Origin of the sequence: Haloplanus rubicundus (genome assembly GCF_003342675.1) — an archaeon.
GTDB classification, from domain to species: Archaea; Halobacteriota; Halobacteria; order Halobacteriales; family Haloferacaceae; genus Haloplanus; species Haloplanus rubicundus.
Genome location: NZ_CP031148.1, coordinates 3,213,090 through 3,235,318, shown reverse-complemented (window position 1 = coordinate 3,235,318; position 22,229 = coordinate 3,213,090). Strand labels below are relative to the sequence as shown.

At 69.9% G+C, this 22,229-nt stretch carries 27 protein-coding genes; 19 read left to right on the top strand and 8 right to left on the bottom strand.

Features of this window, described 5'->3' with window-relative positions; all coding sequences use genetic code 11:
- Nucleotides 1-80: 80 nt before the first annotated feature.
- The gene (locus tag DU484_RS17730; protein WP_114584230.1) at nt 81-890 is read left to right on the top strand and encodes a DUF63 family protein; all 810 of its coding nucleotides are present in this window, start codon (nt 81-83) and stop codon (nt 888-890) included.
- Here the strand turns inward: DU484_RS17730 and DU484_RS17725 are convergent.
- Together DU484_RS17725 and DU484_RS17720 are read right to left on the bottom strand one after the other, a co-directional pair.
- A complete protein-coding gene (locus DU484_RS17725) occupies nt 887-1,867 on the bottom strand; it encodes a hypothetical protein (protein ID WP_114606592.1) in 981 nt (326 codons plus the stop codon). The genes DU484_RS17730 and DU484_RS17725 overlap by 4 nt on opposite strands.
- 85 nt (nt 1,868-1,952) lie before the next feature.
- Nucleotides 1,953-2,405, bottom strand: a complete 453-nt coding sequence (locus tag DU484_RS17720) for a ferritin-like domain-containing protein (RefSeq protein ID WP_157969591.1) — start codon at nt 2,403-2,405, stop codon at nt 1,953-1,955.
- A 150-nt stretch (nt 2,406-2,555) separates the two neighbouring features.
- On the opposite strand from DU484_RS17720, the gene DU484_RS17715 reads away from it, so the two are divergent.
- Complete coding sequence (locus DU484_RS17715; RefSeq protein WP_114584227.1) at nt 2,556-3,290, top strand: nucleoside phosphorylase; 735 nt, start codon at nt 2,556-2,558, stop codon at nt 3,288-3,290.
- A 1-nt stretch (nt 3,291) separates the two neighbouring features.
- Nucleotides 3,292-4,695, top strand: a complete 1,404-nt coding sequence (locus DU484_RS17710) for a universal stress protein (protein WP_114584226.1) — start codon at nt 3,292-3,294, stop codon at nt 4,693-4,695.
- Here DU484_RS17710 and DU484_RS17705 read toward each other — a convergent pair.
- Nucleotides 4,692-5,849 carry an NAD-binding protein gene (locus DU484_RS17705; RefSeq protein WP_114606590.1) on the bottom strand — a complete coding sequence of 386 codons (1,158 nt, stop codon included), beginning with the start codon at nt 5,847-5,849 and terminating at the stop codon, nt 4,692-4,694. The genes DU484_RS17710 and DU484_RS17705 overlap by 4 nt on opposite strands.
- A 76-nt stretch (nt 5,850-5,925) precedes the next feature.
- On the opposite strand from DU484_RS17705, the gene DU484_RS17700 reads away from it, so the two are divergent.
- Genes DU484_RS17700 through DU484_RS17690 form a run of 3 tightly spaced genes read left to right on the top strand, consistent with a single transcriptional unit; the run spans nt 5,926 to nt 8,626 of the window.
- A complete protein-coding gene (locus DU484_RS17700; RefSeq protein WP_114606589.1) occupies nt 5,926-7,146 on the top strand; it encodes a potassium channel family protein in 1,221 nt (406 codons plus the stop codon).
- On the top strand, nt 7,146-8,306 hold the full coding sequence (locus DU484_RS17695; protein WP_114606588.1) for a TrkA C-terminal domain-containing protein: 1,161 nt from the start codon (nt 7,146-7,148) through the stop codon (nt 8,304-8,306). Before DU484_RS17700 ends, DU484_RS17695 begins: the two co-directional genes overlap by 1 nt.
- Nucleotides 8,307-8,344: 38 nt before the next feature.
- Entirely contained in the window at nt 8,345-8,626 is a 282-nt protein-coding gene (locus tag DU484_RS17690) for a ubiquitin-like small modifier protein 1 (protein WP_114584222.1), read from the top strand.
- A 92-nt stretch (nt 8,627-8,718) separates the two neighbouring features.
- Here DU484_RS17690 and DU484_RS17685 read toward each other — a convergent pair whose 3' ends face one another.
- Both DU484_RS17685 and DU484_RS17680 read right to left on the bottom strand, forming a co-directional pair.
- Nucleotides 8,719-9,555 carry a Rieske (2Fe-2S) protein gene (locus DU484_RS17685; protein WP_114584221.1) on the bottom strand — a complete coding sequence of 279 codons (837 nt, stop codon included), beginning with the start codon at nt 9,553-9,555 and terminating at the stop codon, nt 8,719-8,721.
- Nucleotides 9,556-9,688: 133 nt separating this feature from the next.
- Nucleotides 9,689-10,480 (bottom strand): aldo/keto reductase, encoded by a 792-nt coding sequence (locus tag DU484_RS17680; RefSeq protein WP_114606587.1) that lies wholly within the window; start codon nt 10,478-10,480, stop codon nt 9,689-9,691.
- Between the two features lie 117 nt (nt 10,481-10,597).
- Between DU484_RS17680 and pyrG the strand changes: the two genes are divergently transcribed.
- From pyrG to DU484_RS17635, 9 genes are all read left to right on the top strand, one after another.
- A complete protein-coding gene (gene pyrG, locus DU484_RS17675) occupies nt 10,598-12,244 on the top strand; it encodes a glutamine hydrolyzing CTP synthase (protein ID WP_114606586.1) in 1,647 nt (548 codons plus the stop codon).
- Complete coding sequence (guaA, locus tag DU484_RS17670) at nt 12,244-13,161, top strand: glutamine-hydrolyzing GMP synthase (RefSeq protein WP_114584218.1); 918 nt, start codon at nt 12,244-12,246, stop codon at nt 13,159-13,161. The genes pyrG and guaA overlap by 1 nt, the downstream gene beginning before the upstream one ends.
- Nucleotides 13,161-13,481, top strand: coding sequence for a DUF7126 family protein (locus DU484_RS17665; protein ID WP_114606585.1), 321 nt, complete (start codon nt 13,161-13,163; stop codon nt 13,479-13,481). The genes guaA and DU484_RS17665 overlap by 1 nt, the downstream gene beginning before the upstream one ends.
- 162 nt (nt 13,482-13,643) lie before the next feature.
- On the top strand, nt 13,644-13,967 hold the full coding sequence (locus DU484_RS17660) for a cupin domain-containing protein (RefSeq protein WP_114606584.1): 324 nt from the start codon (nt 13,644-13,646) through the stop codon (nt 13,965-13,967).
- Nucleotides 13,968-13,974: 7 nt separating this feature from the next.
- The gene (locus DU484_RS17655; RefSeq protein ID WP_114584215.1) at nt 13,975-14,961 is read left to right on the top strand and encodes a beta-ribofuranosylaminobenzene 5'-phosphate synthase family protein; all 987 of its coding nucleotides are present in this window, start codon (nt 13,975-13,977) and stop codon (nt 14,959-14,961) included.
- Between the two features lie 24 nt (nt 14,962-14,985).
- Nucleotides 14,986-15,822 carry an RAD55 family ATPase gene (locus DU484_RS17650; protein ID WP_114584214.1) on the top strand — a complete coding sequence of 279 codons (837 nt, stop codon included), beginning with the start codon at nt 14,986-14,988 and terminating at the stop codon, nt 15,820-15,822.
- A 50-nt stretch (nt 15,823-15,872) separates the two neighbouring features.
- Nucleotides 15,873-16,667 (top strand): hypothetical protein, encoded by a 795-nt coding sequence (locus tag DU484_RS17645; RefSeq protein WP_114584213.1) that lies wholly within the window; start codon nt 15,873-15,875, stop codon nt 16,665-16,667.
- Nucleotides 16,660-17,142, top strand: coding sequence for a hypothetical protein (locus DU484_RS17640; RefSeq protein ID WP_114606583.1), 483 nt, complete (start codon nt 16,660-16,662; stop codon nt 17,140-17,142). The genes DU484_RS17645 and DU484_RS17640 overlap by 8 nt, the downstream gene beginning before the upstream one ends.
- 52 nt (nt 17,143-17,194) lie before the next feature.
- Complete coding sequence (locus DU484_RS17635; protein ID WP_114584211.1) at nt 17,195-17,518, top strand: transcription factor S; 324 nt, start codon at nt 17,195-17,197, stop codon at nt 17,516-17,518.
- 15 nt (nt 17,519-17,533) lie between these two features.
- On the opposite strand, the gene DU484_RS19680 is transcribed toward DU484_RS17635, so the two are convergent.
- Entirely contained in the window at nt 17,534-17,710 is a 177-nt protein-coding gene (locus DU484_RS19680) for a hypothetical protein (protein ID WP_157969590.1), read from the bottom strand.
- Nucleotides 17,711-17,836: 126 nt separating this feature from the next.
- Between DU484_RS19680 and DU484_RS17630 the strand changes: the two genes are divergently transcribed.
- Together DU484_RS17630 and DU484_RS17625 are read left to right on the top strand one after the other, a co-directional pair.
- On the top strand, nt 17,837-18,310 hold the full coding sequence (locus DU484_RS17630; RefSeq protein WP_262342809.1) for a high-potential iron-sulfur protein: 474 nt from the start codon (nt 17,837-17,839) through the stop codon (nt 18,308-18,310).
- Nucleotides 18,311-18,366: 56 nt separating this feature from the next.
- Nucleotides 18,367-18,612 carry a hypothetical protein gene (locus tag DU484_RS17625; RefSeq protein ID WP_262342808.1) on the top strand — a complete coding sequence of 82 codons (246 nt, stop codon included), beginning with the start codon at nt 18,367-18,369 and terminating at the stop codon, nt 18,610-18,612.
- A gap of 6 nt (nt 18,613-18,618) precedes the next feature.
- Here DU484_RS17625 and DU484_RS17620 read toward each other — a convergent pair whose 3' ends face one another.
- Nucleotides 18,619-19,143, bottom strand: a complete 525-nt coding sequence (locus tag DU484_RS17620; protein WP_114606582.1) for a hypothetical protein — start codon at nt 19,141-19,143, stop codon at nt 18,619-18,621.
- Between the two features lie 48 nt (nt 19,144-19,191).
- Nucleotides 19,192-19,782 (bottom strand): alpha/beta hydrolase, encoded by a 591-nt coding sequence (locus DU484_RS17615; RefSeq protein ID WP_114606581.1) that lies wholly within the window; start codon nt 19,780-19,782, stop codon nt 19,192-19,194.
- Nucleotides 19,783-19,871: 89 nt separating this feature from the next.
- Between DU484_RS17615 and DU484_RS17610 the strand changes: the two genes are divergently transcribed.
- A complete protein-coding gene (locus DU484_RS17610) occupies nt 19,872-20,663 on the top strand; it encodes a PspA/IM30 family protein (RefSeq protein WP_114584208.1) in 792 nt (263 codons plus the stop codon).
- Nucleotides 20,663-22,198, top strand: a complete 1,536-nt coding sequence (locus DU484_RS17605; RefSeq protein WP_114606580.1) for a hypothetical protein — start codon at nt 20,663-20,665, stop codon at nt 22,196-22,198. Before DU484_RS17610 ends, DU484_RS17605 begins: the two co-directional genes overlap by 1 nt.
- Nucleotides 22,199-22,229 lie beyond the last annotated feature (31 nt).

The window sequence follows — 22,229 nt, the reverse complement described above, 5'->3', positions numbered from 1 at the left end:
ACCACCGGTACACAGTTACAATAATCCGTATCACGTCGTCGGAGCGTAAGGCTTTCCCGCCGACTCTCCACGCATGAACCATGGCCGTGCTCCCCGAGGGCTTCGCGCTCCCGCCGCTTCCCTACCTGTTCGCCCTCCTCGTCGCCCTCGGCGTCGTCGGCGCCCTCCTCGTCCGTCGGCGGCCACCCGTCACCGACGGCGTCGTCCTCGCGTTCGCGCCGTGGATGGTCCTCGGCTCCGCCCTCCACGTGCTCTACGTCGTCGACGCCCTCCCGTCCGCCGTGCGCCCGCTGGCGGGCACCCCCGCCGTCTACCTCTCCGTCGCCGTCGTCGCCGCGGCGACGTGGCTCGGTTCTGCGACCCTGGCGACCGGCGAGACGCCCCGCCTCCTCGGCGGCGTCGGCCTCGTCGCCCTCGTGCCCGTCGTCGCCGCCGTCCTCGGCGTCGGCGCCGGTCGCCGGTCGCTCCGCCTCCTCCCCTCGCTCGCCATCCTTTTCCTCTCCGCCGTCGCCGCCGCGGCGACGTGGGCGCTCCTCCGCCGCCGCTACCCCGACGTGACCCTGACCGGCCGCGTCGGCGCCCTCGCCGTCGCCGGCCACGCCCTCGACGGCGTCTCCACCGCCGTCGGCATCGACCTCCTCGGCTTCGGCGAACGCACCCCGCTCTCCGCGCTCATCATCGAATTCGCGGCGTCGCTGCCCACCGCCTCCCTGATCGGGAGCGGGTGGCTGTTCGTCCTCGTGAAACTCGCCGTCGCCGCGGTGGTGGTCGCCGCGCTGACCGACATGGTCCGCGAGGACCCGACGCAGGGCCGGCTCCTGCTCGGGTTCGTCGCCGCCGTGGGGCTGGGCCCGGGCGCGCACAACGTCCTGCTGTTCGCCGTCGCCTAGCGCGTGAGGAATCGGAGCCGGTAGCGGTAGTACGACCCGTCGTACAGCGCCATCCCGGCGCCGGGCTCCTCGACGTACGCGTCCTTCTCGATGTCGCCGTCGAGGTAGGCGCGGGCGTGAAGTCCGGTCAGAACCTGTCGGTACGGCTCGGAGTAGGGATGGGTCTCCGCGTACCCCTCACCCCTCGCGTCCCGCAGTATCGACCGGGGCTGTCCCGACAGGTCGTCGCCGGAGAGGCGGGCGTCGACGAATTTCGCCCGGAGGATGGCCTCCATGCGCTCGGGCGACTCCGCGACCGGGTCGACCGTCGCGCGGTAGACGGCTTCGTGGAACCGCTCTCGGCGCACGTCGAGTTCGAACACGGTGTCGTGGTAGACGACGTGAGACGGGGCGTCCGCGCCAACGAGTTGGCTCTCCGACGCGGCGTCGTCGTCGCGGAAGACGTAGCCGCCGCGTCGGACCAGCCCCCACGGCACGCCGCCCTCGTTGCCCCGTGCGCGGGCGGCCATGTGGGCGACGTGGACGACCCGCTGGTCGGCCTCGGAGAAGGTCTCGGCCACCACAGCGTCGGGGGCGTCCGACGCGCCGGCGTCGGCCACCGCCGACAGGCGAACCACCGGATGCGTGACCGCGCGTTCGTTCACGACGGCCGAGCCGAGGCGGTAGTACGTCCCCTCGTGACGGGCGTACGTCGGGTCGTCGGGCCGGGAACCGAAGGGCGTCCGGCCCCGAGTGGTGTACGACTCGCCCGCGAGCGCCGCTTCGAACGCCTCGCCGTCCCGCGGCCGTTCGGTGTCGTCGAATTCGATCACGTAGCCGGAACGGAGGGGCGTGGCGACGTCGGAGAGAACGAGTTGGAGGCGGCGGTCACCGTCGTCCGGGCCGTCGCCGCCGTCGAGGGCGTCGAGACAGCCTGAGAGGGTGAGGAGGCCGGCCGTCGCGCCGGCCGCGAGAAACTGCCGCCGATTCGGGGACATGACACCAGTCTCGGCGGCCAACGTGTTGGAACCTGCGGTGAGTCAAACGGGCGGTTGAGCGACGCGTCGGGACACCGTTTCGCCCTCAGTCCCAGGTGACCCAGGTCAGGAAGCCGAGACCGATGGCCTGCAGGACGTGAAACGCCGTCGTCAGCGTGTCGACGTGGGTCTTCTCGTGGTCACGGATCGTCTCGAAGTTCGGCCGGATGTCCTTCCGCATCCGGTAGGCGAGCCCCTGGAGCGTCCGCGCGCTCCGGAACTCGTGTTCCCCGAACCGTTCGAGGCCGTCGCGGTAGAACGCGTGTTCGAGGTGTTCGAGCGTGAGCGCGAAGTTCAACACGTCCACGTCGCTGGCGTCCTCGTCGTCGATTTCGTGGGCCAGGGCGGCGTTCGACCCCGCAACCGAGAGCGCCAGCGCGCCGGCGCCCGCGGCCGCCGACCGCCGGAGGAACGTCCGCCGCGACGCCGCCGACTCGCCGCGAAGGTCGCTGATCATCGATTCGATCCATCCCGCCTGACTGCCATCTGACTCCGTCATGCAACTGTACGGAGCCCCGAGACACATATGACGATTTTCCGAGATGTTACCGAACCGCGGCCGGAGGCGGACCGAACGTTCACCGAATTTCGTTCCAACTCCGTCCCGCCAGCCGGGACTGTTTTCTCCCCGGCGGGGCGTGGGACTACCATGACACTCCAGCCGCACCTGCGGGTCGACGAGGGCGACGTACGCGACGTGGCGCTGCTTCCCGGTGACCCGGGACGCGTCGAGCGCATCGCGGCGCAGTGCGACCGTGCCGAACAACTCGCGTCCAACCGCGAGTACCACCTCGTCGACGCCGAGTACGACGGCGTCCCGCTCACCATCTGTTCGACGGGCGTCGGGTCCCCCTCCGCGGCCATCGCGCTCGAAGAACTCGCGGCCGTCGGCGTCGAGACGGTCATCCGACCGGGGACGACCGGCGCGCTCCAGGCCGGGATGGAGATCGGCGACATGGTCGTCGCCACCGCCGCCGCGAAAGAGGAGGGGACGACCAAGCGCTACGAGCGGGTCGAATATCCGGCCGCCGCCGACTTCGACGTCGTCCGGGCGCTCGTCGACGCGAGCGAGGCGAACGACGAGGCCGTCCACGTCGGCTCGGTCGTCACCGACGACGCGTTCTACGCCGAGACCGAGGAGTACGTCGCCGACTGGGAGGCGGCGGGTCTGCTCGCGGTGGAGATGGAGGCGGCCGCGCTCTTCACCCTCGCCCGGCGGAAGGGACTGCGGGCCGGCGCCATCTGCACCGTCGACGGCAACCTCGTCGAGGGGACCCAGAAGGGAACGGGCGACGCCACCGAGGACGAACTCCCACCGAAGGCCCGCGACAACGTCGAGCGGATGATCGGGCTGGCGCTCGACGCCGCGGCGACGCTCGGGTAGGATGTTCGAGGGGGTGCTCGCCCGGCTGGTCGCCGTCGTCCGCCGGCTCCGCCGGTTCGAGCGGCGCGAACTCGCCGCCTTCGGCCGCTGGCTCCAGCACACCGGCAACCTCCTCCACCTGACGGTGCTGGTGGCGGTGCCCCTGCTCATCGGCGTCGTCACCTTCGTCTCGAACGCCCTGACCGAACTCTCCTTTCTCCTCTTTCCCCCACTCGCCTCCGGCGCCTACACGCTCTTCTCCGATCCCGAGGGCCGCTACGCCTCGCCCCGGAAGTTCGTCGTCGGCCTCGTCGTCGGCGCGTGCTGTGGCTGGGCGGCGCTCGGCCTCTCGACGCCCCTGCTCCCCGGTACCGCCGTCGTCTCCCCCGCGAGCGCCGCCCTCTCCATTTTCCTCACCGGCGCCGCGACGTGGCTGCTCGACGTGGAGGAGCCGGCCGCGTTCTCGACGGCGCTGCTCGTCCTCGTCACCGACGACGCGTCGCCCGAGGCGTACGTCACGAGCGTCGCCGTCTTCGGCGCCCTCGTCGCCCTCGTCTTCTCCGTCTGGCGCGACCGCTTCTACGAGCGCCGGGCGCAGTATCTCTACGACACCGCACAGGGCGACGACCACGTCCTCGTCCCGATGCGCGGCGACGGCGAGCGCGCGACGACGACGGCGCTGTTCGGCGCGACGCTCGCCGCCGCCCACGACGCCGGGAAGGTGGTGCTGCTGGCGGTGCTCGACGAGACGGGTGGTGCCGAAGACGGCGACGCCGACGGCGACCCGGCCCTCGACGCCGCCGCCTCGGAGACTGCCGCCCGACTGGAAGCGACCGCCCGCCGAGTCCGCACCCGCGCGGGCGTCCCCTGCGAAGTCGTCGTCGCGCGCGGGTCGCCGGTGCCGACGACGGTGGAGACGGCGACGAACACGAACTGTGATCTCGTGGTCACGCCGTACGAGGAGGACCGTGGCCTCCTCTCGCCGTACGTCCGCGGAATCTTCGAGGGCCGGTTCGACGCCATCGCCTTCCGCTCGACGACGGGCCAACGCCGTTGGCGGCGGATTCTGGTGACGGTGGCCCGCCCCGGCGACACCGCCCACGCGATGCTGGATTTCGCGGCCCGGCTGGCCGGCGGGAGCGGCACCGTGAGCGTCTGTACCTGCATCGACGCCGAGGTAGAACGCCGGAGCGCCGAGTCGCGGCTGGCCAACCTCGCCGAGACGGTGGACGTGGACGTGGAGACGCGGGTGGCCCGGAGCGAAGTCACCGACTTCATCGGCGCCAACGCCGACGCGTACGACCTGTTGATCGTCGGCTCCTCCGGCGACCGATCCCGGGCCTCGCGGTTCGTCTCGCCGCCCACCTTCGAGCGGTTACACGACGTGGCCTGTGATGTGGCCGTGGTGGACCGCGGGCGGCCCTAGATTTCGTCGAGCAGCCGATCCGCTACGGCTTCGGTGTCGACGTCCTGTCCCCCGAGCGCCGACTCGACGAGGAGGTGTCCGCCGATGCTCGCGGGGCTGATGACCGTGTCCGCGCCCGCCCGTCGCAGTTTGTCCACGTTCTCGCGGTGGGTCGCCGCCGCGACGATGTGGGTGTCGGGCGCGAGGTGTCGGACCGTCAGGATGGCGAGTGCGTCCGCCGCGTCGTCGTTCGTCGCGGCGACGACGGCGCGGGCTTCCTCGACGTGGACCCGCCGCAGCGTCGCCTCGTCGCTCGTGTCGCCGGTGAGCGTGTCGACGCCGCGTTCGCTCAGCCGCCGAGCCACGTCGCCGTCCGGGACGACGACGAGGAAGGGTGCTTTGTCGCCCAGTTCCTGGATGATCGCCTCGGTCAGGTCGCCGTAACCGAGCACGAGGATGTGGTCGTCGAGTAAGTCGAGTTCCGATTGTGTCATTTTTCCGAGTGCCTTCACGAGTCGGGCTTCGATGGCGGGGGTGAGCAGGACACCGAGGGCGATGGCGAAACTCGCCGTGCCGACGACGAGCGCGGAGATGCCGAACAGCCGCGCCACCGCCGTCTGGGGCGTGATGTCGCCGTAGCCGACGGTACTGGAGGTGACGATGGCGAAGTAGACGGCGTCGACGAGCGTGCTGATGCCGCCGAACTCCTCGCGGAGGGCGTACGCGCCGGTCGTGATGTACACCTGTGAGCCGGAGAGTGCGAGTATGGCGGCCAGTTGCGTCGCCGAGAAGTCGACCGAGCGGTCGAACCGCCGGCGGTTGAGCGCCACCGCGGGCAGCGCGAGCACCGACAGCACCACCAGCGGGATCGAGGTCTCGCTCGCCTGCACCAGCCCCTGTCCGGCCGAAACGACGAGCAGGCAGAGCGTCGAGTACCAGGCTGCGCGCAGCCCCCGCCGGAGGCCGAGCGCGCTCCCGAGCAACAGGAAGCCGGTGAGCGTACCGGTGAAGCCGGCGGTGGCTCGCGCCACCGGCGGGACGAAGGGGACGAGCGGCCGCCCCGTCGGCGACCCCATGTGGACGATGCCCGTCACCATCGAGAGCGCGCCGGCGAGGAGCGTCAACCCCACGGCCGCACGGACCCCGAGAAACCGATCACTCCGACTCGCGGCCATGGCTACGCACTCGCGGACGGGACTGATAAAGGGCTCGTCCCGGTAGCGGTTTAGGGCTCCGTATCGTGGGCCGGTTATGGCTTCCTTTCCGGTCGAAGTGCTGTTCGGCCTCTATCTCGGTATCCTGACGGGCATCGTCCCGGCGCTGGTGTCGTGGGCGTTCGGCTTCGTGTTCAAGTACGTTACCGGTGTCACGGTGCCCGCGTTCGGTGTCGTCGTCCTCTCCGTCGCCATCGCCGGCGTCAACGGCGGGCTGCTGGCGCTGAACGACCCCACGTTCACGCAGTCTGCCAATCAGGTTCGCCTGAGCGTCGCCGTCATCGTCGTCCTGATGCTCTCGCTGTACGCGCACAACGCCGGCGACAAGATGGGCGCGGAGTTCCCACGGAAACTCTCCCTGCGGCGACTCACCGACCGCACCCTCTCGACTGACGTGATCGAACTCGTCGGTGGCCGCGGTCAGGTGGCGGTGCGCGTCTCGGGCGACGTGGGCGACATGGAGGGGTATCCGGCCGTCCCCGCGGACCTCCGACGCGAGATTCGCGAGTGGACCGCCACCTTCCCCGCCGACGTCCCCGTGGTCGAACTGGAGGGACGGGTGGCCGACCGCCTCCGCACGGAGTTCGACCTCGCCGACGTGGCGGTGACCCTCGACGAGCGCGCGCGGGCGACGGTGAACGCCGCCCCGCCGCTCGGCGGCCTCTCGAAGCGCGTCCCCGCCGGCAAGCGCGGCGTCTCGGTGCGCGCGCTCCTCCCCACTGGCACCGCCCGCGGCGACGAAATCGCCCTCGCCACGCCGGACCGAACCTACCGCGGGGAGGTGCTCAGCCTCCGGAGTGACCGCGCGGCCGAGCGGACGGCCGACGTCACCGACGGTGGGACCGAGCCGGCGCCCGACCCCGCGGCCACCCCGTCGCTCCCCGTCGCCGACGGCGGCGACGGCCGCGTGACCGTCGCCGTCGACACCGGACAGGCCTCGTCGTTGCTCGGGTCGACCGTCGAGCGCCTCAGCATCCAGTCCCGCGGGACGCGCCGCGAGTACGAACTCCTCTCGCTCCTCCGACGGGCCGGCAACCGGATTCGGAAGGTGACCCTCCGCGAGGGCGCACCCCTCGCCGGGACGACCATCGGCGACGCGGCCCTCCGTGACGCCTACGGCGTGACGGTCCTCGCCGTCCGCCACGCGGGGCGCTGGCAGTTCGCCCCCCGTGGCTCGCAGGCACTCGACGCGGGCGACGACCTGTTCGTCGTCGGCTCGTACGACGCCGTCACCGCGTTCCGGGAGGCGGTCGCGTGATGCCCCTGCAGGTGTCCGTGCCCGCGGTCGACCCGTCCGTCCTCCGCGTCCTCACGCAACTGCTCGCGTTCGGCGTCGGTGCCGCCCTCGTGAGCGCCGTCGCCGCCCTCGGCTACCGCTGGTACACCAAACTCCGCCTGCCGCTGTGGCTGTCCGTCCTGCTCGGCCTCTCGGTCGTCGCGGTGGCACTCAACACGGTCGGGGTGTTCACCGACCTCCTCGTCGGCGAGACGGACATCTTCTCGCTCGAACGCATCGTCTTCAACGTCCTCGCCCTCGGCGTCGGCGCCGCCGCCGCCCCCGTCGGCCGCCTCGTCGGCGACCGGGTCGTGACCGACGTGTTCGCCGTCACCGGCGCGAAGGAACTCGACGTGGAGGTGAGTCGAATCGTCCGCTCGGTCGGCCGGATCACCGACGTGACCCTTCCCCAGGACGTCGACGACATCGAGGACATGGAAGGGTACGACCCCGTCGCCCCCGCGACGAAGGAGACGCTCGCGGGCAAGACGCTGATCTTCCCCCGGCGATTGACCGTCGCGGAGCTGGAAGCACGGCTCGTCACCCGACTGCAGGACGACTACGACGTGGGCCACGTCGACGTGGAACTCGCGCCCGACGGCACCGTCGAGTATCTCGCGCTGGGGAGCCGGGCGACGGGCATCGGCCCGACGCTCTCTCCCGGCACCGTCGCCGTCGCGGTGCGGGCCGACCCCGCCAACGCCGCCAGCCCGGGTGACCGCGTGCAGGTGTGGCGGACGGACGCCGCCCCCGAACGCGTGCTGACCGCGGAACTCCGCGCCCACGTCGACGACGTGGCGACCCTCGCCGTGGCGGAGGAGGAGGCAGCGCGACTCGACGCGGCGTCGACGTACCGACTGGTGACGTTGCCGGCCGAACCGCAGGCCGAACGCGAGTTCGCCTCCCTCCTCCGGGCCGCCGAGGAGACGATGTACGTCGTCCGCGTCGCGGAGGGTAGCGACCTCGTGGGGGCGGCAGTCGAGGAACTCGCCGCCACCGTCGTCGCCGTCACCGGCGCGGACGGGAGCGTGGACGACCTGCCCGACGACCGGACGCTCGCCGCCGGCGACGCGGTGTACGTCGTCGCCCGCCCCGAGACGTACCGCCGTCTCGACGCCCGAAGTCGGCCGCCGGAGGCGTAGACGCAACTCCTTTGACCGACGGGGCGCGAGACGTACCCATGCAGTGGAAGCTGTTCGCTGACCTCGCGGAGGTGGCCGGTGACCGGGAGATTCGTGTCGACGTCGACCCCGGCGCGACGGTCGGCGACGCCCTCGACGAACTGTTCGACGCCCGACCCGCCCTCCGGGAGCGCGTCCTCGACGACGCGGGGGACGTGGCCGACCACATCAACGTCCTCCGCAACGGAGAGAACGTGCGCTCGGGCGACGGCCTGGAGACGACGCTCGAAGCGGGCGACGAACTCGCCTTGTTCCCGCCGGTCAGCGGCGGGCGGCAGTGAAAACGGAACTCGTCATACTGTCGGCTGTAAGTCAATCAAGACATTCGCCACCTGGGGTGGCGAATGTCTTGAAACAGTTACAGCCGACAGTATTAGTCGGGGCGCGGCCGCGCGATGAACAGCGTCTGGACGAGGCTGAACGGGTCGTAGATCGACTGGTGGCACTGGCAGTAGACGCCGTTGGCGTTGCCGAATCGGGCGGCGTCCGCGGACTGCTTGTACCCCGGCACACAGCAGAAGTGCGTACACTTGTTGAGCCAGGCGATGAAGCCCTGGTCGGTGCTGGCCTGGAGCCACTCGTTGTCCTGTGCGGCCTCCTCGATGCGCGCACTTCGGAGGAGCTGGATCGGGATGACGTCCTCGGCGTCCTCGGAGCGCCACCGGCCGCTCGCGGGTTTCCCGGTGCCCGCAGTGCCGATGCCGTTGCCCCACTCCTCGTAGTCGCTGAAGTCGTCGACGTGGAAGCGGTCGCCCTCCTCCTTGCTTCCGGACTGCCAGTCGTAGGCCGGGGCCGCTCCGGATCGGAAGTAGTTGTCGCTCTCGTAGCCGGGCTGGATGCCCGCGTACCCCTCGACGCCGCAGTACTGGAACCACTCGGAGGAGTACGTGGAGCCGCCGATATCCATCTCGGCGATCTGGACCTGCCGGCCGCCCTGCGTGACGGTCTCGACGTCCGGCCAGACGCCCTTGATGTACCCCTCCGAGTCGATTTCGATGGGGATCTGGGGCATCCCGCGGGGCGCCGGCCCGCCGGTGTTCTCGATTGCCCACGCCTGGGTGCTCCCGCCACCGGCACCGGGTGAGGCGGTCGCGCTGTTGACGGTGACCGTCCCGAGGGCGCCCACGCCGGCGAGCGCCGAGCCACCGACGACGCCTTTCACGAACCGCCGCCGGCCGCTCTCTTCGGGATATTTGTCGTCCGCGCTCATGCTCGAACCTTGGTGTGGGTAGTGAAAAGCATGACGAAGTGCCGGACGACGGCCGTCGTCGCCGTCCCACGCGCTCGTCGGGCGTCTCGGCAGTCGTCGTCGATTCCCGCCGAACCGGCCCGGCGGGACCCGCTCACTTCCAGGGGGCGTTCGGGAAGTCGACGATCCGCTCCTCCCGCTCGATGCCGTCGATGCGGGCCACGTCCTCGTCGTCCAGCGTCAGGTCGAGCGCGCCGTAGTTCTCGCGGACGTGTGCCGGCGTCCCCGCCTTCGGGATGGGGACGACGCCCTTCGCGAGCACCCACGCGAGCGACACCTGTGCGGGCGTCGCGTCGTGTTTCGCCGCCACGTCGCGAATCTCGGGCACGTCCGCGACGGCGTTGCGCGCGATGGGCGCGTACGCCACCAGCTGATAGCCGTGGCAGTCGGCGTGGTCGCGGAGTTCGTCCTGCTGGAGCAGGGGATGAAGTTCGACTTGGTGGGCCAGCGGCGGTTCGCCGAGGTGGTCGATGGCCTCGTCCAGCTGTGTGGGCGTGAAGTTGCTGAGGCCAATCCCGCTGGTCAACCCCGTCTCGCGGGCTTCGACGAGCGCCGCGAGCGTCTCCTCCGGGTCGTACGTGTCCATCGGCCAGTGAACGTAGAGCAGGTCGAGGGTATCGACGCCGAGCAGGTCGACCCGTTCGCGCGCGCTCTCGAGGAAGTCGTCGCGTGCGAGGCGGTCGCGCCACACCTTCGACGCGAGGAACACGTCCGCGCGGTCCACGTCGCTCGCGGCGATACCCTCGCCGACGGCGGCCTCGTTCTCGTAGTATTCGGCGGTGTCGACGTGCCGGTAGCCCGTCTCCAGCGCGGTTCGGACGGCGCTTGCACACTCCTCCGGGTCGGTCAGTCGGTACGTACCGAAGCCGAGTCGTGGAACGTCCATACCGCCTCGACGGGGGCCGCGGACTCGAAGCCTGCGGTTCGGCTCGTCGCGTGCAACCCGGGCGCACGCCGACCGCCCAGGCGAAACGATTTTCATGCGCGCTCGCGCAGGGTCGTTATGCCGACGGAACCCGAGACAGGGTACGACCCGGAGCTGGGTCGGAAGTTCGTTTTCGTAACGGGAGGTGTCATGTCCGGGCTCGGCAAGGGGATCACGGCCGCGAGCACCGGCCGCCTCCTGTCGAACGCGGGCTTCGACGTGACCGCCGTAAAGATCGACCCCTACCTCAACGTTGACGCGGGGACGATGAACCCCTACCAGCACGGGGAGGTGTACGTGCTGAAAGACGGGGGCGAGGTCGACCTCGACCTCGGCAACTACGAGCGCTTCCTCGGGACGGACATGACGTTCGACCACAACGTCACGACGGGGAAGACGTACAAACACGTCATCGAGAAGGAGCGGGCGGGCGACTACCTGGGCAACACGGTCCAGATCATCCCCCACATCACCGACGACATCAAGCGTCGCATCCGCGAGGCGGCCGAGGGGACCGACGTGTGTCTCATCGAAGTCGGCGGCACCGTCGGCGACATCGAGGGGATGCCCTACCTCGAAGCGCTCCGGCAGTTCTCCCACGAGGAGGACGACGAGGACGTGCTCTTCGCGCACGTGACGCTCGTTCCCTACTCGAAAAACGGCGAACAGAAGACCAAACCGACCCAGCACAGCGTGAAGGAACTGCGTTCCATCGGCCTCCAGCCCGACGTACTGGTCGGCCGCTGTGAGGACCGCCTCGACCCCGACACCAAAGAAAAGATCGCGCTGTTCTGTGACGTGCCCACCGACGCCGTCTTCTCCAACCCCGACGTCGAGGACATCTACCACGTCCCCCTGATGGTCGAGGAGGAGGGGCTAGACGAGTACGTGATGGAACAGTTGAACATCGCGGGGGAGGCGCTCCCGAAGGCGGAGCGGGACAGCCAGTGGCGCGAACTCGTCACCCGGGAGCGGACGGGCGAAATCGACGTGGCGCTGGTCGGCAAGTACGCCCTCGAGGACGCGTACATGTCGATCCACGAGGCGCTGAAACACGCGGGCATCCACACGGAAGTCGAGGTGAACGTCCTCTGGGTCGACGCCGACGAGATGCGCGACCACCACACCGAACGCCTCCGCGAGGCGGACGCGGTGGTCGTCCCCGGCGGCTTCGGCTCCCGCGGCGCCGAAGGAAAGATCGAGGCGATCCGCTACGCCCGCGAGAACGACGTGCCCTTCCTCGGTCTCTGTCTCGGCTTCCAGATGGCCGTCGTCGAGTACGCGCGGAACGTCCTCGGGCTGGAGGGCGCCCACTCCGCCGAAATCGACGAGGAGACGCCGTATCCCGTGATCGACCTCCTGCCCGAGCAGTACGACCTGGAGGATCTCGGTGGGACGATGCGACTCGGCGCCCACGACACCGAGATCCGGCCGGACACGCTCGCTCACGAGGTGTACGGCGCCGACTCGTGTACCGAACGCCACCGCCACCGCTACGAGGTCAACCCCGAGTACATCGACGATCTCGAAGCCGGTAGCCTCACGTTCTCCGGGCGCGCGGGTAACCGCATGGAAATCGTCGAACTCGACGACCACCCGTACTTCCTCGGGACGCAGTTCCACCCCGAGTTCCGGTCCCGTCCCGACCGCGCGAGCCCACCGTTCGTCGGCTTCGTCGAAGCGACGCTCGAACGGGTCGACGAAGGGCGGGAGGTGGAGATCTGATGGTCGACACCGACGCGTTCATCGACGAGGCGACGGCCGAGATCGCCGACGAGATCGGCGACAAAAACGCCATCATCGCGCTCTCCGGGGGCGTCGACTCCTCGGTCGCGGCCGCGCTTGCCTACCGCGCCATCGGCGACCAGCTCACCCCCGTCTACGTCGACACCGGGCTGATGCGCAAAGGTGAGACCGAAGGAATCCGGGAGACGTTCGCGTTCATGGACAGCCTCCGGATCGTCGACGCCAAGGACCGCTTCCTCGACGCCCTCTCCGGCGTCACCGACCCCGAGGAGAAACGCCACGTCATCGGCGAGGGGTTCATCCGCGAGTTCGAACGCGAAGCGAAGGAGGCCGACGCCGACTACCTCGTACAGGGAACCATCTACCCCGACCGCATCGAGAGCGAGGGGAACATCAAATCCCACCACAACGTCGGCGGGCTCCCCGAGGTGATCGACTTCGAGGGTATCGTCGAACCCGTCCGCGACCTCTACAAGGACGAGGTGCGCGAGGTGGCGCGGGCGCTGGATCTGGAGGAGGTGGTGTCCGAGCGGATGCCCTTCCCCGGTCCCGGTCTCGCCGTCCGCATCATCGGCGAGGTGACCGAGGAGAAGCTGGACGTGGCACGCGAGGCGTGTCACGTCGTCGAGGAGGAGGTCGAAGAACACGACCCGTGGCAGGCGTTCGCGGCCGTCATCGGCAAGGCGACGGGCGTGAAAGGCGACAACCGGGTGCACGGCTGGGTCGTCTCCGTGCGCTCCGTCGAGAGCCGCGACGGCATGACCGCCCGCGCTCAGGACCTCCCGTGGGAGACGCTCCAGCGCATCCAGAGCCGGATCACGGGCGAGAACGACGACGTCGCGCGGGTCGTCTACGACGTGACGCACAAACCACCCGCAACCATCGAGTACGAGTAGTGACCCGAGCCATCCTCGCCGGCCCGGACCGGGACGGCCTCGGCACCGCCCTCGAAGTGCAGGGCATCGACGTGACCCGCGTCGAGGGCGTCCTCACCGCACCGGTCCTCGACGACGCCGGCATCGACGACGCCGACCTGTTCGTGCTCACGGACCTCGACGAGGCGACGGCAATCTCGGTCGTCAAGGACCGCAACCCCGACGTTCGCGTCGTCGTCTACAGCCACGACTCGCTCCCGAACTTCGCTCGCGGACAGACCGACCTCGCGATGGACCCCGACCTGTTCGGGGTCGACATGGTGGCCGAGGAGTTGGCCTGATACGCTTTATTGTACGTCAGTACCGGTGGATCACCGGACTGTCTCGGCGATTCACCGGGACACAGTTACAATAATCCGTACGAGTCACGGCCGCCGGCGCCGCCGTGGGGCCGACCGCTCCCGAAGCCGCACCGTTAAGGCGCCGCCGGCCAACTCTCGGGTATGGCACTCGACGTACTGGAGACGCTCGATCCGGACGACGAGGAGGTGCTGACGGCCGAGTTGGTCGTCAGCGACGACGTACTGGTGAAGGCGTTCGCGCTGGGTCCCGGCGCCGAACTGAGCCCGCACGAACACGGCGACAGCACGAACGTCTTTCACGTCCTGCAGGGAACGGTGACGGTGATTCAGGGAGACGAGGAGGAAGCCATCGCGGCGCCCGGCGTCGTCCCCCACGACCGCGGCGTCGTCCACGGCGCCCGCAACGACACCGACGCGGTGGCCGTCTTCACCGCGAGCCTCTGTCCGATGCCGGGTTCGGGCTGACTGAGGCATGACTCGCGCCAGCGTCACGGCGTACGCGCGGCTCCACTTCGGCTTCTGCAACCTGAGCCTCGCGCGCGAACGACTCTACGGGAGCCTGGGCGTCGGCCTCGACCGCCCGTCGATCCGCGTCACGGCGACGCCGGCCGACGCGGTGTCTTGTGCGCACCCGACGGTCCGCGAGTACGCGGTTCGATCCGTCGACCTGCTCGACGTCGCCGGCGCCGACCTGGCCGTCGAGGGCGAGTTTCCCAGACACGTCGGTCTCGGGAGCGGGACGCAGTTCGCGCTCGCGACGCTCGTCGCCGTCGCGCGGGCACACGACGAATCGGTCGACACCCGCGCGTTGGCGCCGGAGTTGGGGCGGGGCGGGCGCTCGGGCGTCGGCGTCGCCACCTTCGGGAACGGCGGGTTCGTCCTCGACGCCGGCCACCCGACGGCGCGGTTCACCACGTCCCGCCCCGCGGTCGGCGAGTGGTCGGTGCCGCCGGTGGCGGCCCGCCATCCGATCCCCGACGACTGGCGGTTCCTCGTCGTCGTCCCCGACGCCCCCGCGGGGCCGAGCGGCGACGACGAGGATCGGAGCATGCGCTCCGTGGTGGAGTCGGCACCGCCGACGCCGAGCGACCGGCTGGCTGGGGTGATCGCCCGCCGGGTTCTGCCGGCGATCACGGAGGGCTCGGCCGAGCGCTTCGGCGCCGCCGTCGCCGAAGTCGGCCGGCTCAACGGGACGTGGTACGCCGACGAACAGGGCGGCGTCTACCGGCCGCCGGCGGGCGAACTCGTCGCGGCGCTCGACGACTCGCCAGCCGTCTACGGGGCCGGGCAGTCGTCGTGGGGGCCGGCGGCGTACGGCGTGACCGACGCCGAGCGGTCGGGGGCGGCGCGGGAGGCAGGCCGGGCGGCCCTCGACGCGGCCGGCGTCGACGGGCGGGTGCTCGTCGCCGAGGGGCGCAACCGTGGTGCGCTCGTCGACGCCGAGCGCCGCAACGACTAACCCACGGTCGACCGTAGAGCGCCCATGGCCCGGATTCCCTTCGGTATCGCCCGCCTCGACTCCATCGTCGGCGGCGGCGCACCACCGGGAAGCGTCGTCCTCCTGAGCGGCGAAGCCGGGGCGGGCGCTCGCGAGTTCGTCCACACGAGTGCCGCGATGAACGGGCTCTACTACGGCGACAGCGAGGCCTTCGACCTCCACTACGGCGACCTTGCTGCGGCGTCCGAGCCGCCGGCTGAAGTGCACTACGTCTCCTTCACCGCCGGTCGCGACCAACTCGAACGCGAGATGGCCTACACCATGGAGACGGACCTCGTTCGGACGGCCGTCGACCACGTTCAGTTCCGGGACCTCTCACCCGAATACTTCCAGCTGAGCCCGATTCCCCGCGAGTGGTACGCCGGCGAGACGCGGACGGTGAGCGACCTGGCGGCCGAGGAGCGCCGGGAGAGCGCGCTCGGGGCGCTCGCGGACTACCTCGGCGCGCACGCCGCGGGCAACCTCGTCGTCGTCGACTCCATCACCGACCTCGTCGCCGCCGTCAGCGACGACATGAACTGGAGCGACATCGCGCTCCTGATGAAGGGGATTCAGAAGGCGGCGTACGACTGGGGCGGGCTGATCCTCCTGTTGGTGCAGGACGAGACGCTGGGGCCGACGGAGCTCGGCCACCTGATGGACGCCGCCTCGGGGACTCTCCAGTTCGAGTGGGAGAGCGGCGGCTCGAAACGCGCCCGGACGATGTTCGTCAAGGAGTTCCGGGGCGTCCTCTCCAGAATCGAGGCGGAGAACATCATCCGCTTCGAGACGGAGGTCCACGAGGGGGGCTTCGACGTGAGCGGCGTCCGCAAGATCAGATAAGATAATCGGTCGACCAATACTTATGCCGTCGGCGGTAAGGCGCCTACAGCATGGCAGGCGAGCAGTCAGAGGCCTTCCCGACCGAGTTGCGGGACTGGGTCGAGCGGAAGGCGGCCGAACGGGACGCCGAGCCAGAGGCCATCCTCGCGCGCGCCGCGGCGCTCTATCGACTGCTCGACGCCGACGCCGACGATCCGGACGCCCTCGACGAGTTCGAGGCGCTGGCCGACCGCGTCGCCGCGGTCGAGGACGACCTCGATCACAAGATCGACGACGTGCGCGACCGCGTCGTCCAGATCAAACGCGAGACCGACGCCAAGGCGCCCCGTGATCACGGACACCCGGACCTCGAAGACCGCGTCGACGAGGCCGTCCGCGCCGCTGCGGACGCCAAATCGCGCGTCGACGCCCTCGACGACCGCCTCGACCGCGGGTTCGAGAACTACGAGGAGATCCTCGAGTATCTCACCGACGTGACCGACGACCTGGACGACTCCGTCGAGACCCTGACCGGGGCGGTGGTCGACCTCCGCGCCGAGGTTCGGCGCGTCACCGCCGCCGAACACGACCGACGGGCCGTCGACGACCTCCGGACGGCGGCGAACCGTCACGGCGAGCGCACGGCGGCCTGTGCCGACTGTTCGGCGACGGTCGATCTGGGGCTTCTCGCCCGCCCCAACTGCCCCCACTGCGAGGCGACGTTCGTCGAGTTCGAATCCGCGACGGGCTTTTTCGGGAGCGCGACGCTCCGCACCGGCGACCGGCCGGCGCTGACCGACGGCCGGGACGACGCGCTCGACGACTTGGCCGACGCGTTCGGCGCCGGGGGAGGGTCGGATGACTGACGAGTCGGCGGACGAGCCGACCGCCCCGTTCGAGTCGGACGCGTCCGAGGCGACGGCCGACGACGAGGCGGCCTCCGACGACGCCCCCCTCGGCGAACTCGCGCGCGAGGTGCGCGCCCGCCGGGAGGCCCGCGAGTCGGACGATGGGGCCGACCTGCCGGACGACGACCTCTTCGAGCCAGTCGAGGTCGACCACGTGGACGACGAGGCCGTCTGGGAGTCGTTCGCGGAGGGAGAGACGGGGCCGGAGGAGGGGGTCGGCCTCGGTTCCCGGGCCGAAGCGGCCCCCGAGTCTGACGAACACGTCGTCCCGAAACGCGACTTCTGCCAGCGGTGCCCGCATTTCTCCGATCCTCCGGAGGCGACCTGTTCCCACGAGGGAACGACCATCGTCGAGGTGGTCGACGCCGACAGCTTTCGCGTCCGGAACTGCCCCGTCGTCGAGGACGAGGACGACGCGTCCCGGTACGGTTGACCACCGTCGCCACCCGAGCCACCTTTAGGAGTCGACCCGCTATCTCGTCGGTATGCAGTTCTGCGACGACTGCGGGTCGATGATGCACACCCGCGACGGCGAGATGGTCTGTACGTCCTGCGGGGCGACCGCCGACCGCGACGAGGAACGCGCCGCGGAGTTCGTCTCCACCGAGGCCCAGAGCGACGACGACGTCATCGAGACGGAGGAGGGCGCGAACTTCGAGGGGAAACCCACGGCGACCGACGTGACCTGCGAGCAGTGTGGGCACGGCGAGGCGTGGTACACGATCAAACAGACCGGCGCGGCCGACGAACCGCCGACGCGATTTTTCAAATGCAAGGAGTGTGGCTATCGGTGGCGGGAGTACAACTGAGCGACGGCCGGTCGCTCACTCGTCGTAGCCGCTCGCGTGGGCCGCGTCCCGCTGTTTCTCCGCTTTCGCCTTCGCCCGCTCTCGCGCCCTCCCGTTGCCCGGCGTGTAGTAGTACTTTTTCCCGGAGTCGCCCCACTGGTAGTACCCCATGCGCTCCCCTTGATGCCGCTCGTAGCCCCGGTGGATTGGCATGGTAACGTGTACCGTGTCGAGGCTGATTGGTGTTGCGCCGACGGTGGTGCCCGGCCACCGGCACAGGATTCTCGTCGTGTGAGAAATATAGGTGTGTTAACACCATTCAACGTTTTATTTGTGTGTATGGAACTAATAGCCAACACGCGGCGGCGGTTCCTTCGGCTGGCGGGTGCGGTCGGATTCGGCAGTCTCGCGGGCTGTGTCGGCGGTGGCGGTGGGGGAGAGGTGACGCCAACGGAGATGGCGGAAGAGGAAGAGGAGGATCACGAGGAGGAACTCCCCGAGGGCGTCTCGGCGGAGGAGTTCGAGCACGGACCGGTGCCGGAGCCGTACCGCACGGCGCCCTCGCAGGCGGGGGAGCGGCGGGAGCTCGACCGGTTGGCGCGAAAGGAGGACGTGGCGTTTCAGGAGGCCGAGGCAGCCGTCGAGTCCGGAGCCGCCGAACCGGGGCAGGACTGTGGCAACTGTGCGGAGTACATCCCCGACAGGAACGGCGACGGGTTCGGCGCCTGTGCGAAGGTCGAGGGGTACGTCGACCCGGCGGATTGGTGTGTGCTCTGGGAATCGATGGAGGAGCACGAGTCGGAGGAACGCTGAGCGGCGCCCGCCGCGGGCGACCGATGATATATATGTCTACAGTCCAACTAGTAGGAGTGAGCTCTACTCCAGATACCCCCGAGACGAACGCACTGGCTGACGAACTCGAATCGAGCGGCCTCGGACCTGCGGCGCTCGCCTCCATCGGCTCCGTTGCGCTCGCGCTCTACTACTACTACGTCAGGGGCGACGAACAGCGGGGCCAGTTCGTCGGCCTGTGGCCGGCGACCATCCTGGCGATGGCCTCGTACCTCAAAATTTCGCGGATGGAACGGGAGCAGGCGCACGCCGACGAGGAGTAACGCCGTTCACGGACAGGCGCGTCCGTCCATCGCGTCCCGCTCACTCCCCTGCCGAACGACCGACGTCGCCCCCGACTCGACGTTCACGAGGGTCGCCTGCCCGCCGTAGCCGTGCGTCTCGTCGTGGCCGCGGACGACGACGCAGGTCGTGTCCTCGGGCACCGACACCGTCGCCGAGCGCGTGAACTCCCGAGTGCCGTGGGGGTGGGCGAGTTCGCGCCGGCCCAGTCGCTCGCCGTCGAGCGTCTCGACCTGCCACCAGTTCGCGTACCCGTCTTCGCCGTCGTCGTCGTGGATGAGCGTCACGTCGAAGCGGTAGCCGTCCGACCGTCGCTCGAATTCGACGGCGACGACGTTCGCCTCGCGGAGGTCCAGTTCGTCGGCGGCGGTTTCGCCGGTCGTCTCCGTCCCCGTCGCGTCGCCGTCGGCGTCATCGGACGACGGCTCGGCCGGACTCGTACAGCCCGCGAGACCGGCTCCGACAGCCGCCGCGAGGACCACCAACTGCCGGCGCGTATAGCGTGACGGCACGCGTCCGCGTACGCTCTCGGCCGACAAAAACCGTCGCGTTCGACCGGCTCACAGCACGCCCTCGACGAACGCGGCCACCCGTTCGGCCACCGTCGCCTCCTGCCCGACGAAGAAGTGATCGGCGGCGAACGTCTCGACGGTGGCGCCGTGGTCGCGCGCCGCCGCGGCCACGCGTTCGGCGTCGACGGTCGTATCCCGCGTCCCGTAGCCGACCCACAGCGGCGCGTCGATGCTGCCGACGGCGGCCGCCACGTCGCTCCCGTCGTCGAGGTGGGCGACGGGCGAGAGGGCGGCGACGGCGTCGACGGCCGTCTCGACGGCGGTCAGGAGGGCGACGCCGCCGCCGAAACTGTAGCCGAAGCAGGCCACGCGGTCGTATCGCTCCGTGACCCACGCGCAGGCGTTCTCGGCGTCGGTTCGCTCGCCCCGACCCTCGTCCCACGGGCCGTAGTCGAATCGCAGACAGTCGACGTGTGCGGGGAACGCGTCGCTCACGGCGGTCAGTCGGCCGTCGTGACGCGTCCCGCCGTGCTGGGGGTGTGGCGGGCAGGCGACGACGGCGGCGTCGGCCGGGCCGTCGGAGTCGAGACTCGCCCGCACGTCGCGGCCGCCGGGGAGCGCCAGGCGTTCGGTCGGCACGCTCGCGGGTACGCGGCGCGGGGTCTCAATCCTATCGTTCGGCGGTTCCGCGGGTGAGATTTTAAGGCTCGCGTCCCAAACGGAGGGATATGGGAATACTCTCGCGGGCCTCCTACGTCGTCCGGTCGAAGGTCAACGCCCTCCTGAATCGGGCCGAGGACCCGACGGAGACGCTCGATTACTCCTACGAGCGGATGCGAGACGAGTTACAGGAGGTCAAACAGGGCATCGCCGATCTGACGACCCAGAAGAAACGGCTGGAGATCCAGAAGCGTCGGCTGGAGGAGAACGTCGACAAGCACAACGAACAGGCCCGGGAGGCGGTGCGGCAGGACCGCGACGACCTGGCGCGGCGGGCGCTGGAGAAAAAGAAAGAGAAGATGAGTCAGATCGAGGACATCGAGGGACAGATCGCCGACCTCCAGTCCACGCAGGACGATCTGGTGGAGAAGAAAAACGAGCTCCAGCGCCGGATCGAGGAGTTCCGGACGAAAAAGGAGACGATGAAGGCCCGGTACGAGGCGGCGGAGGCGTCGACCCGCGTCTCGGAGGCGATGAGCGGCGTCGGCGACGAGATGAGCGACGTGAGTCAGGCGCTCGAACGGGCGGAGGAACGGACGGACGAGATGGAGGCCCGCGCAGCCGCGATGGACGAACTGCAGGAGTCGGGCGCCTTCGAGGACGCCCTCTCCGACGAGGACGAAATCGACCGCCAGCTCGAAGCCGGTCGGACGGAAAGCGAGGTGGACGCGGAACTGGAGACGCTGAAATCGGAGATGGGGGCGGGCGGCAGCGAGCCGGCCGACGCGAGCGCTGACGAAGACGTCGAGGCCGAACTCGACGAGTTGCGGGCCGAGGAAGACGACGAGGAGTCAGCCTGATGGGCGAGACGCCGGACCTCGTCGCCGCCGTCGAGCGGTCGAACGACCCCGACGTCCGTGCGGAGTTCGACCGCCGCGTCCGCGAGCAAGCGCAGCGAATCCGTGACGATATCCGATCCGGCCGGCTCGACACCGACGAGTTCGCGGTCGGGATGGAACTGGAGGCGTACGCCGTCGACGCCGCGGACCGCCTCGCACCGATCCCCGAACGTGTCTTCGAGCGCGGCGGGTGTGCGAAGGAGCTGGGCGTCCACAACTTGGAGGTCAACTCGGCGGCGACGGTGTTCGACGCCGCCGGCGTGGCCGAACAGGCCGATCGTATCGGCGCGAGCGTCGACGCCGCGGCCGACGCCCTCGGTGACGAGGCCCTCTCGCCGGTCCTCGACGCGATGTGGACCGTCCCGCCCGCGGAAGGGACCGACGCCTACCTCGGGGCGGTCGAGGAGCGGGACGGCGTGACCGTCGCGGCGAACATGCGCCACCACCCGCGGTACGTCGCCCTCGACAACGAGATTCTGGAGCGAAGCGGCGGGGAGATCACGCTCGACGTTCCCGGCGCCCACCTCGCCTACCCGACCATCCTCGCCGAGTCGCTGGCTACGTCGATCCAGCCACACCTCCAGATACCGTCCGCCGAGCGCTTCCCCGACTACTTCAACGCCGCCCTGCGGACGACGGGACCCATCCTCGCGCTGTCGAGCAACTCCCCCTTCCTGCCCGCGGACTGCTACGACGACGATCCCGACGTGATTTCGGCGACGCCGCACGAACTCCGGATTCACGTCTTCGAGAAGAGCATCAACGCGGGCGCGTCACGCGACGAGGGCAAGGTCCGATTTCCGTCCGATCTGGAGGCCGCGACGGACGTGGTGGACCGCGTCGTCGCCGACGAGACGTACGCGCCGGTACTCGTCGACGACGCGGACGACGACGCCAGCCCCTACCGCGCAACGCTGCCGGAGTACGATCACAAGCGGGGCGTCCACTGGCGGTGGGTTCGGGGCGTGATCGGCGGCCAACCCGTCGGCACCGAGGCCGACGGCGCGTCGCTCCGCATCGAGTACCGCCCCCTGCCGACCCAGCCGACCGTCCGCGACACCGTCTCGCTGCAGGTCCTCGTCGTCGGTCTCCTCCGCGGTCTCGTCGCCGCCGACCACCCGCTCACCGACCTGCCGTGGACGGCCGCTCGCGACTGCTTCTACGACGCGGTGGACCGGGGGCCGGACGCGGACCTCGCGTGGGTGACCGCGAACGGCGACCGGACGGCCGATCCCGACACCGTCTACGACGAGGTGTTCGCGTTCGCCCGGCGCGGCCTCCGCGACGCCGGCCTCGACGCCGAGGTCATCGACGGCTATCTCGATCCGGTCGAACGCCGGCGCGGCGAGGGCACGCCGGCGGCGCCGAGCGCGTGGAAGAAAGCCCGCGTCCGCGAGGCCGTCGACGACGGCGCCACCCTCCCCGAGGCCATCGAGGCGATGCAGCGGGACTACATCGCGCGGGCGGGCGGCGAGACGGTCTTCGCCGACTGGTAGTTGTCCCCGTCAGTTATCCGACGCCCCGTCG

Excerpts from the sequence above, each read along its gene's own strand:
- DU484_RS17605 (WP_114606580.1), top strand. The coding sequence starts at position 20,663 with ATGGGCGAGACGCCGGACCTCGTCGCCGCCGTCGAGCGGTCGAACGAC.
- DU484_RS17700 (WP_114606589.1), top strand. The coding sequence starts at position 5,926 with ATGGCTTCCTTTCCGGTCGAAGTGCTGTTCGGCCTCTATCTCGGTATC.
- DU484_RS17655 (WP_114584215.1), top strand. The coding sequence starts at position 13,975 with ATGACTCGCGCCAGCGTCACGGCGTACGCGCGGCTCCACTTCGGCTTC.
- DU484_RS17725 (WP_114606592.1), bottom strand. The coding sequence starts at position 1,867 with ATGTCCCCGAATCGGCGGCAGTTTCTCGCGGCCGGCGCGACGGCCGGC.
- DU484_RS17645 (WP_114584213.1), top strand. The coding sequence starts at position 15,873 with ATGGCAGGCGAGCAGTCAGAGGCCTTCCCGACCGAGTTGCGGGACTGG.
- guaA (WP_114584218.1), top strand. The coding sequence starts at position 12,244 with ATGGTCGACACCGACGCGTTCATCGACGAGGCGACGGCCGAGATCGCC.
- DU484_RS17630 (WP_262342809.1), top strand. The coding sequence starts at position 17,837 with ATGGAACTAATAGCCAACACGCGGCGGCGGTTCCTTCGGCTGGCGGGT.
- DU484_RS17710 (WP_114584226.1), top strand. The coding sequence starts at position 3,292 with ATGTTCGAGGGGGTGCTCGCCCGGCTGGTCGCCGTCGTCCGCCGGCTC.
- DU484_RS17640 (WP_114606583.1), top strand. The coding sequence starts at position 16,660 with ATGACTGACGAGTCGGCGGACGAGCCGACCGCCCCGTTCGAGTCGGAC.
- DU484_RS17715 (WP_114584227.1), top strand. The coding sequence starts at position 2,556 with ATGACACTCCAGCCGCACCTGCGGGTCGACGAGGGCGACGTACGCGAC.
- DU484_RS17610 (WP_114584208.1), top strand. The coding sequence starts at position 19,872 with ATGGGAATACTCTCGCGGGCCTCCTACGTCGTCCGGTCGAAGGTCAAC.
- DU484_RS17685 (WP_114584221.1), bottom strand. The coding sequence starts at position 9,555 with ATGAGCGCGGACGACAAATATCCCGAAGAGAGCGGCCGGCGGCGGTTC.
- DU484_RS17635 (WP_114584211.1), top strand. The coding sequence starts at position 17,195 with ATGCAGTTCTGCGACGACTGCGGGTCGATGATGCACACCCGCGACGGC.
- DU484_RS17705 (WP_114606590.1), bottom strand. The coding sequence starts at position 5,849 with ATGGCCGCGAGTCGGAGTGATCGGTTTCTCGGGGTCCGTGCGGCCGTG.
- DU484_RS17680 (WP_114606587.1), bottom strand. The coding sequence starts at position 10,480 with ATGGACGTTCCACGACTCGGCTTCGGTACGTACCGACTGACCGACCCG.
- pyrG (WP_114606586.1), top strand. The coding sequence starts at position 10,598 with ATGCCGACGGAACCCGAGACAGGGTACGACCCGGAGCTGGGTCGGAAG.
- DU484_RS17660 (WP_114606584.1), top strand. The coding sequence starts at position 13,644 with ATGGCACTCGACGTACTGGAGACGCTCGATCCGGACGACGAGGAGGTG.
- DU484_RS17650 (WP_114584214.1), top strand. The coding sequence starts at position 14,986 with ATGGCCCGGATTCCCTTCGGTATCGCCCGCCTCGACTCCATCGTCGGC.
- DU484_RS19680 (WP_157969590.1), bottom strand. The coding sequence starts at position 17,710 with ATGCCAATCCACCGGGGCTACGAGCGGCATCAAGGGGAGCGCATGGGG.
- DU484_RS17730 (WP_114584230.1), top strand. The coding sequence starts at position 81 with ATGGCCGTGCTCCCCGAGGGCTTCGCGCTCCCGCCGCTTCCCTACCTG.
- DU484_RS17720 (WP_157969591.1), bottom strand. The coding sequence starts at position 2,405 with ATGACGGAGTCAGATGGCAGTCAGGCGGGATGGATCGAATCGATGATC.
- DU484_RS17695 (WP_114606588.1), top strand. The coding sequence starts at position 7,146 with ATGCCCCTGCAGGTGTCCGTGCCCGCGGTCGACCCGTCCGTCCTCCGC.
- DU484_RS17690 (WP_114584222.1), top strand. The coding sequence starts at position 8,345 with ATGCAGTGGAAGCTGTTCGCTGACCTCGCGGAGGTGGCCGGTGACCGG.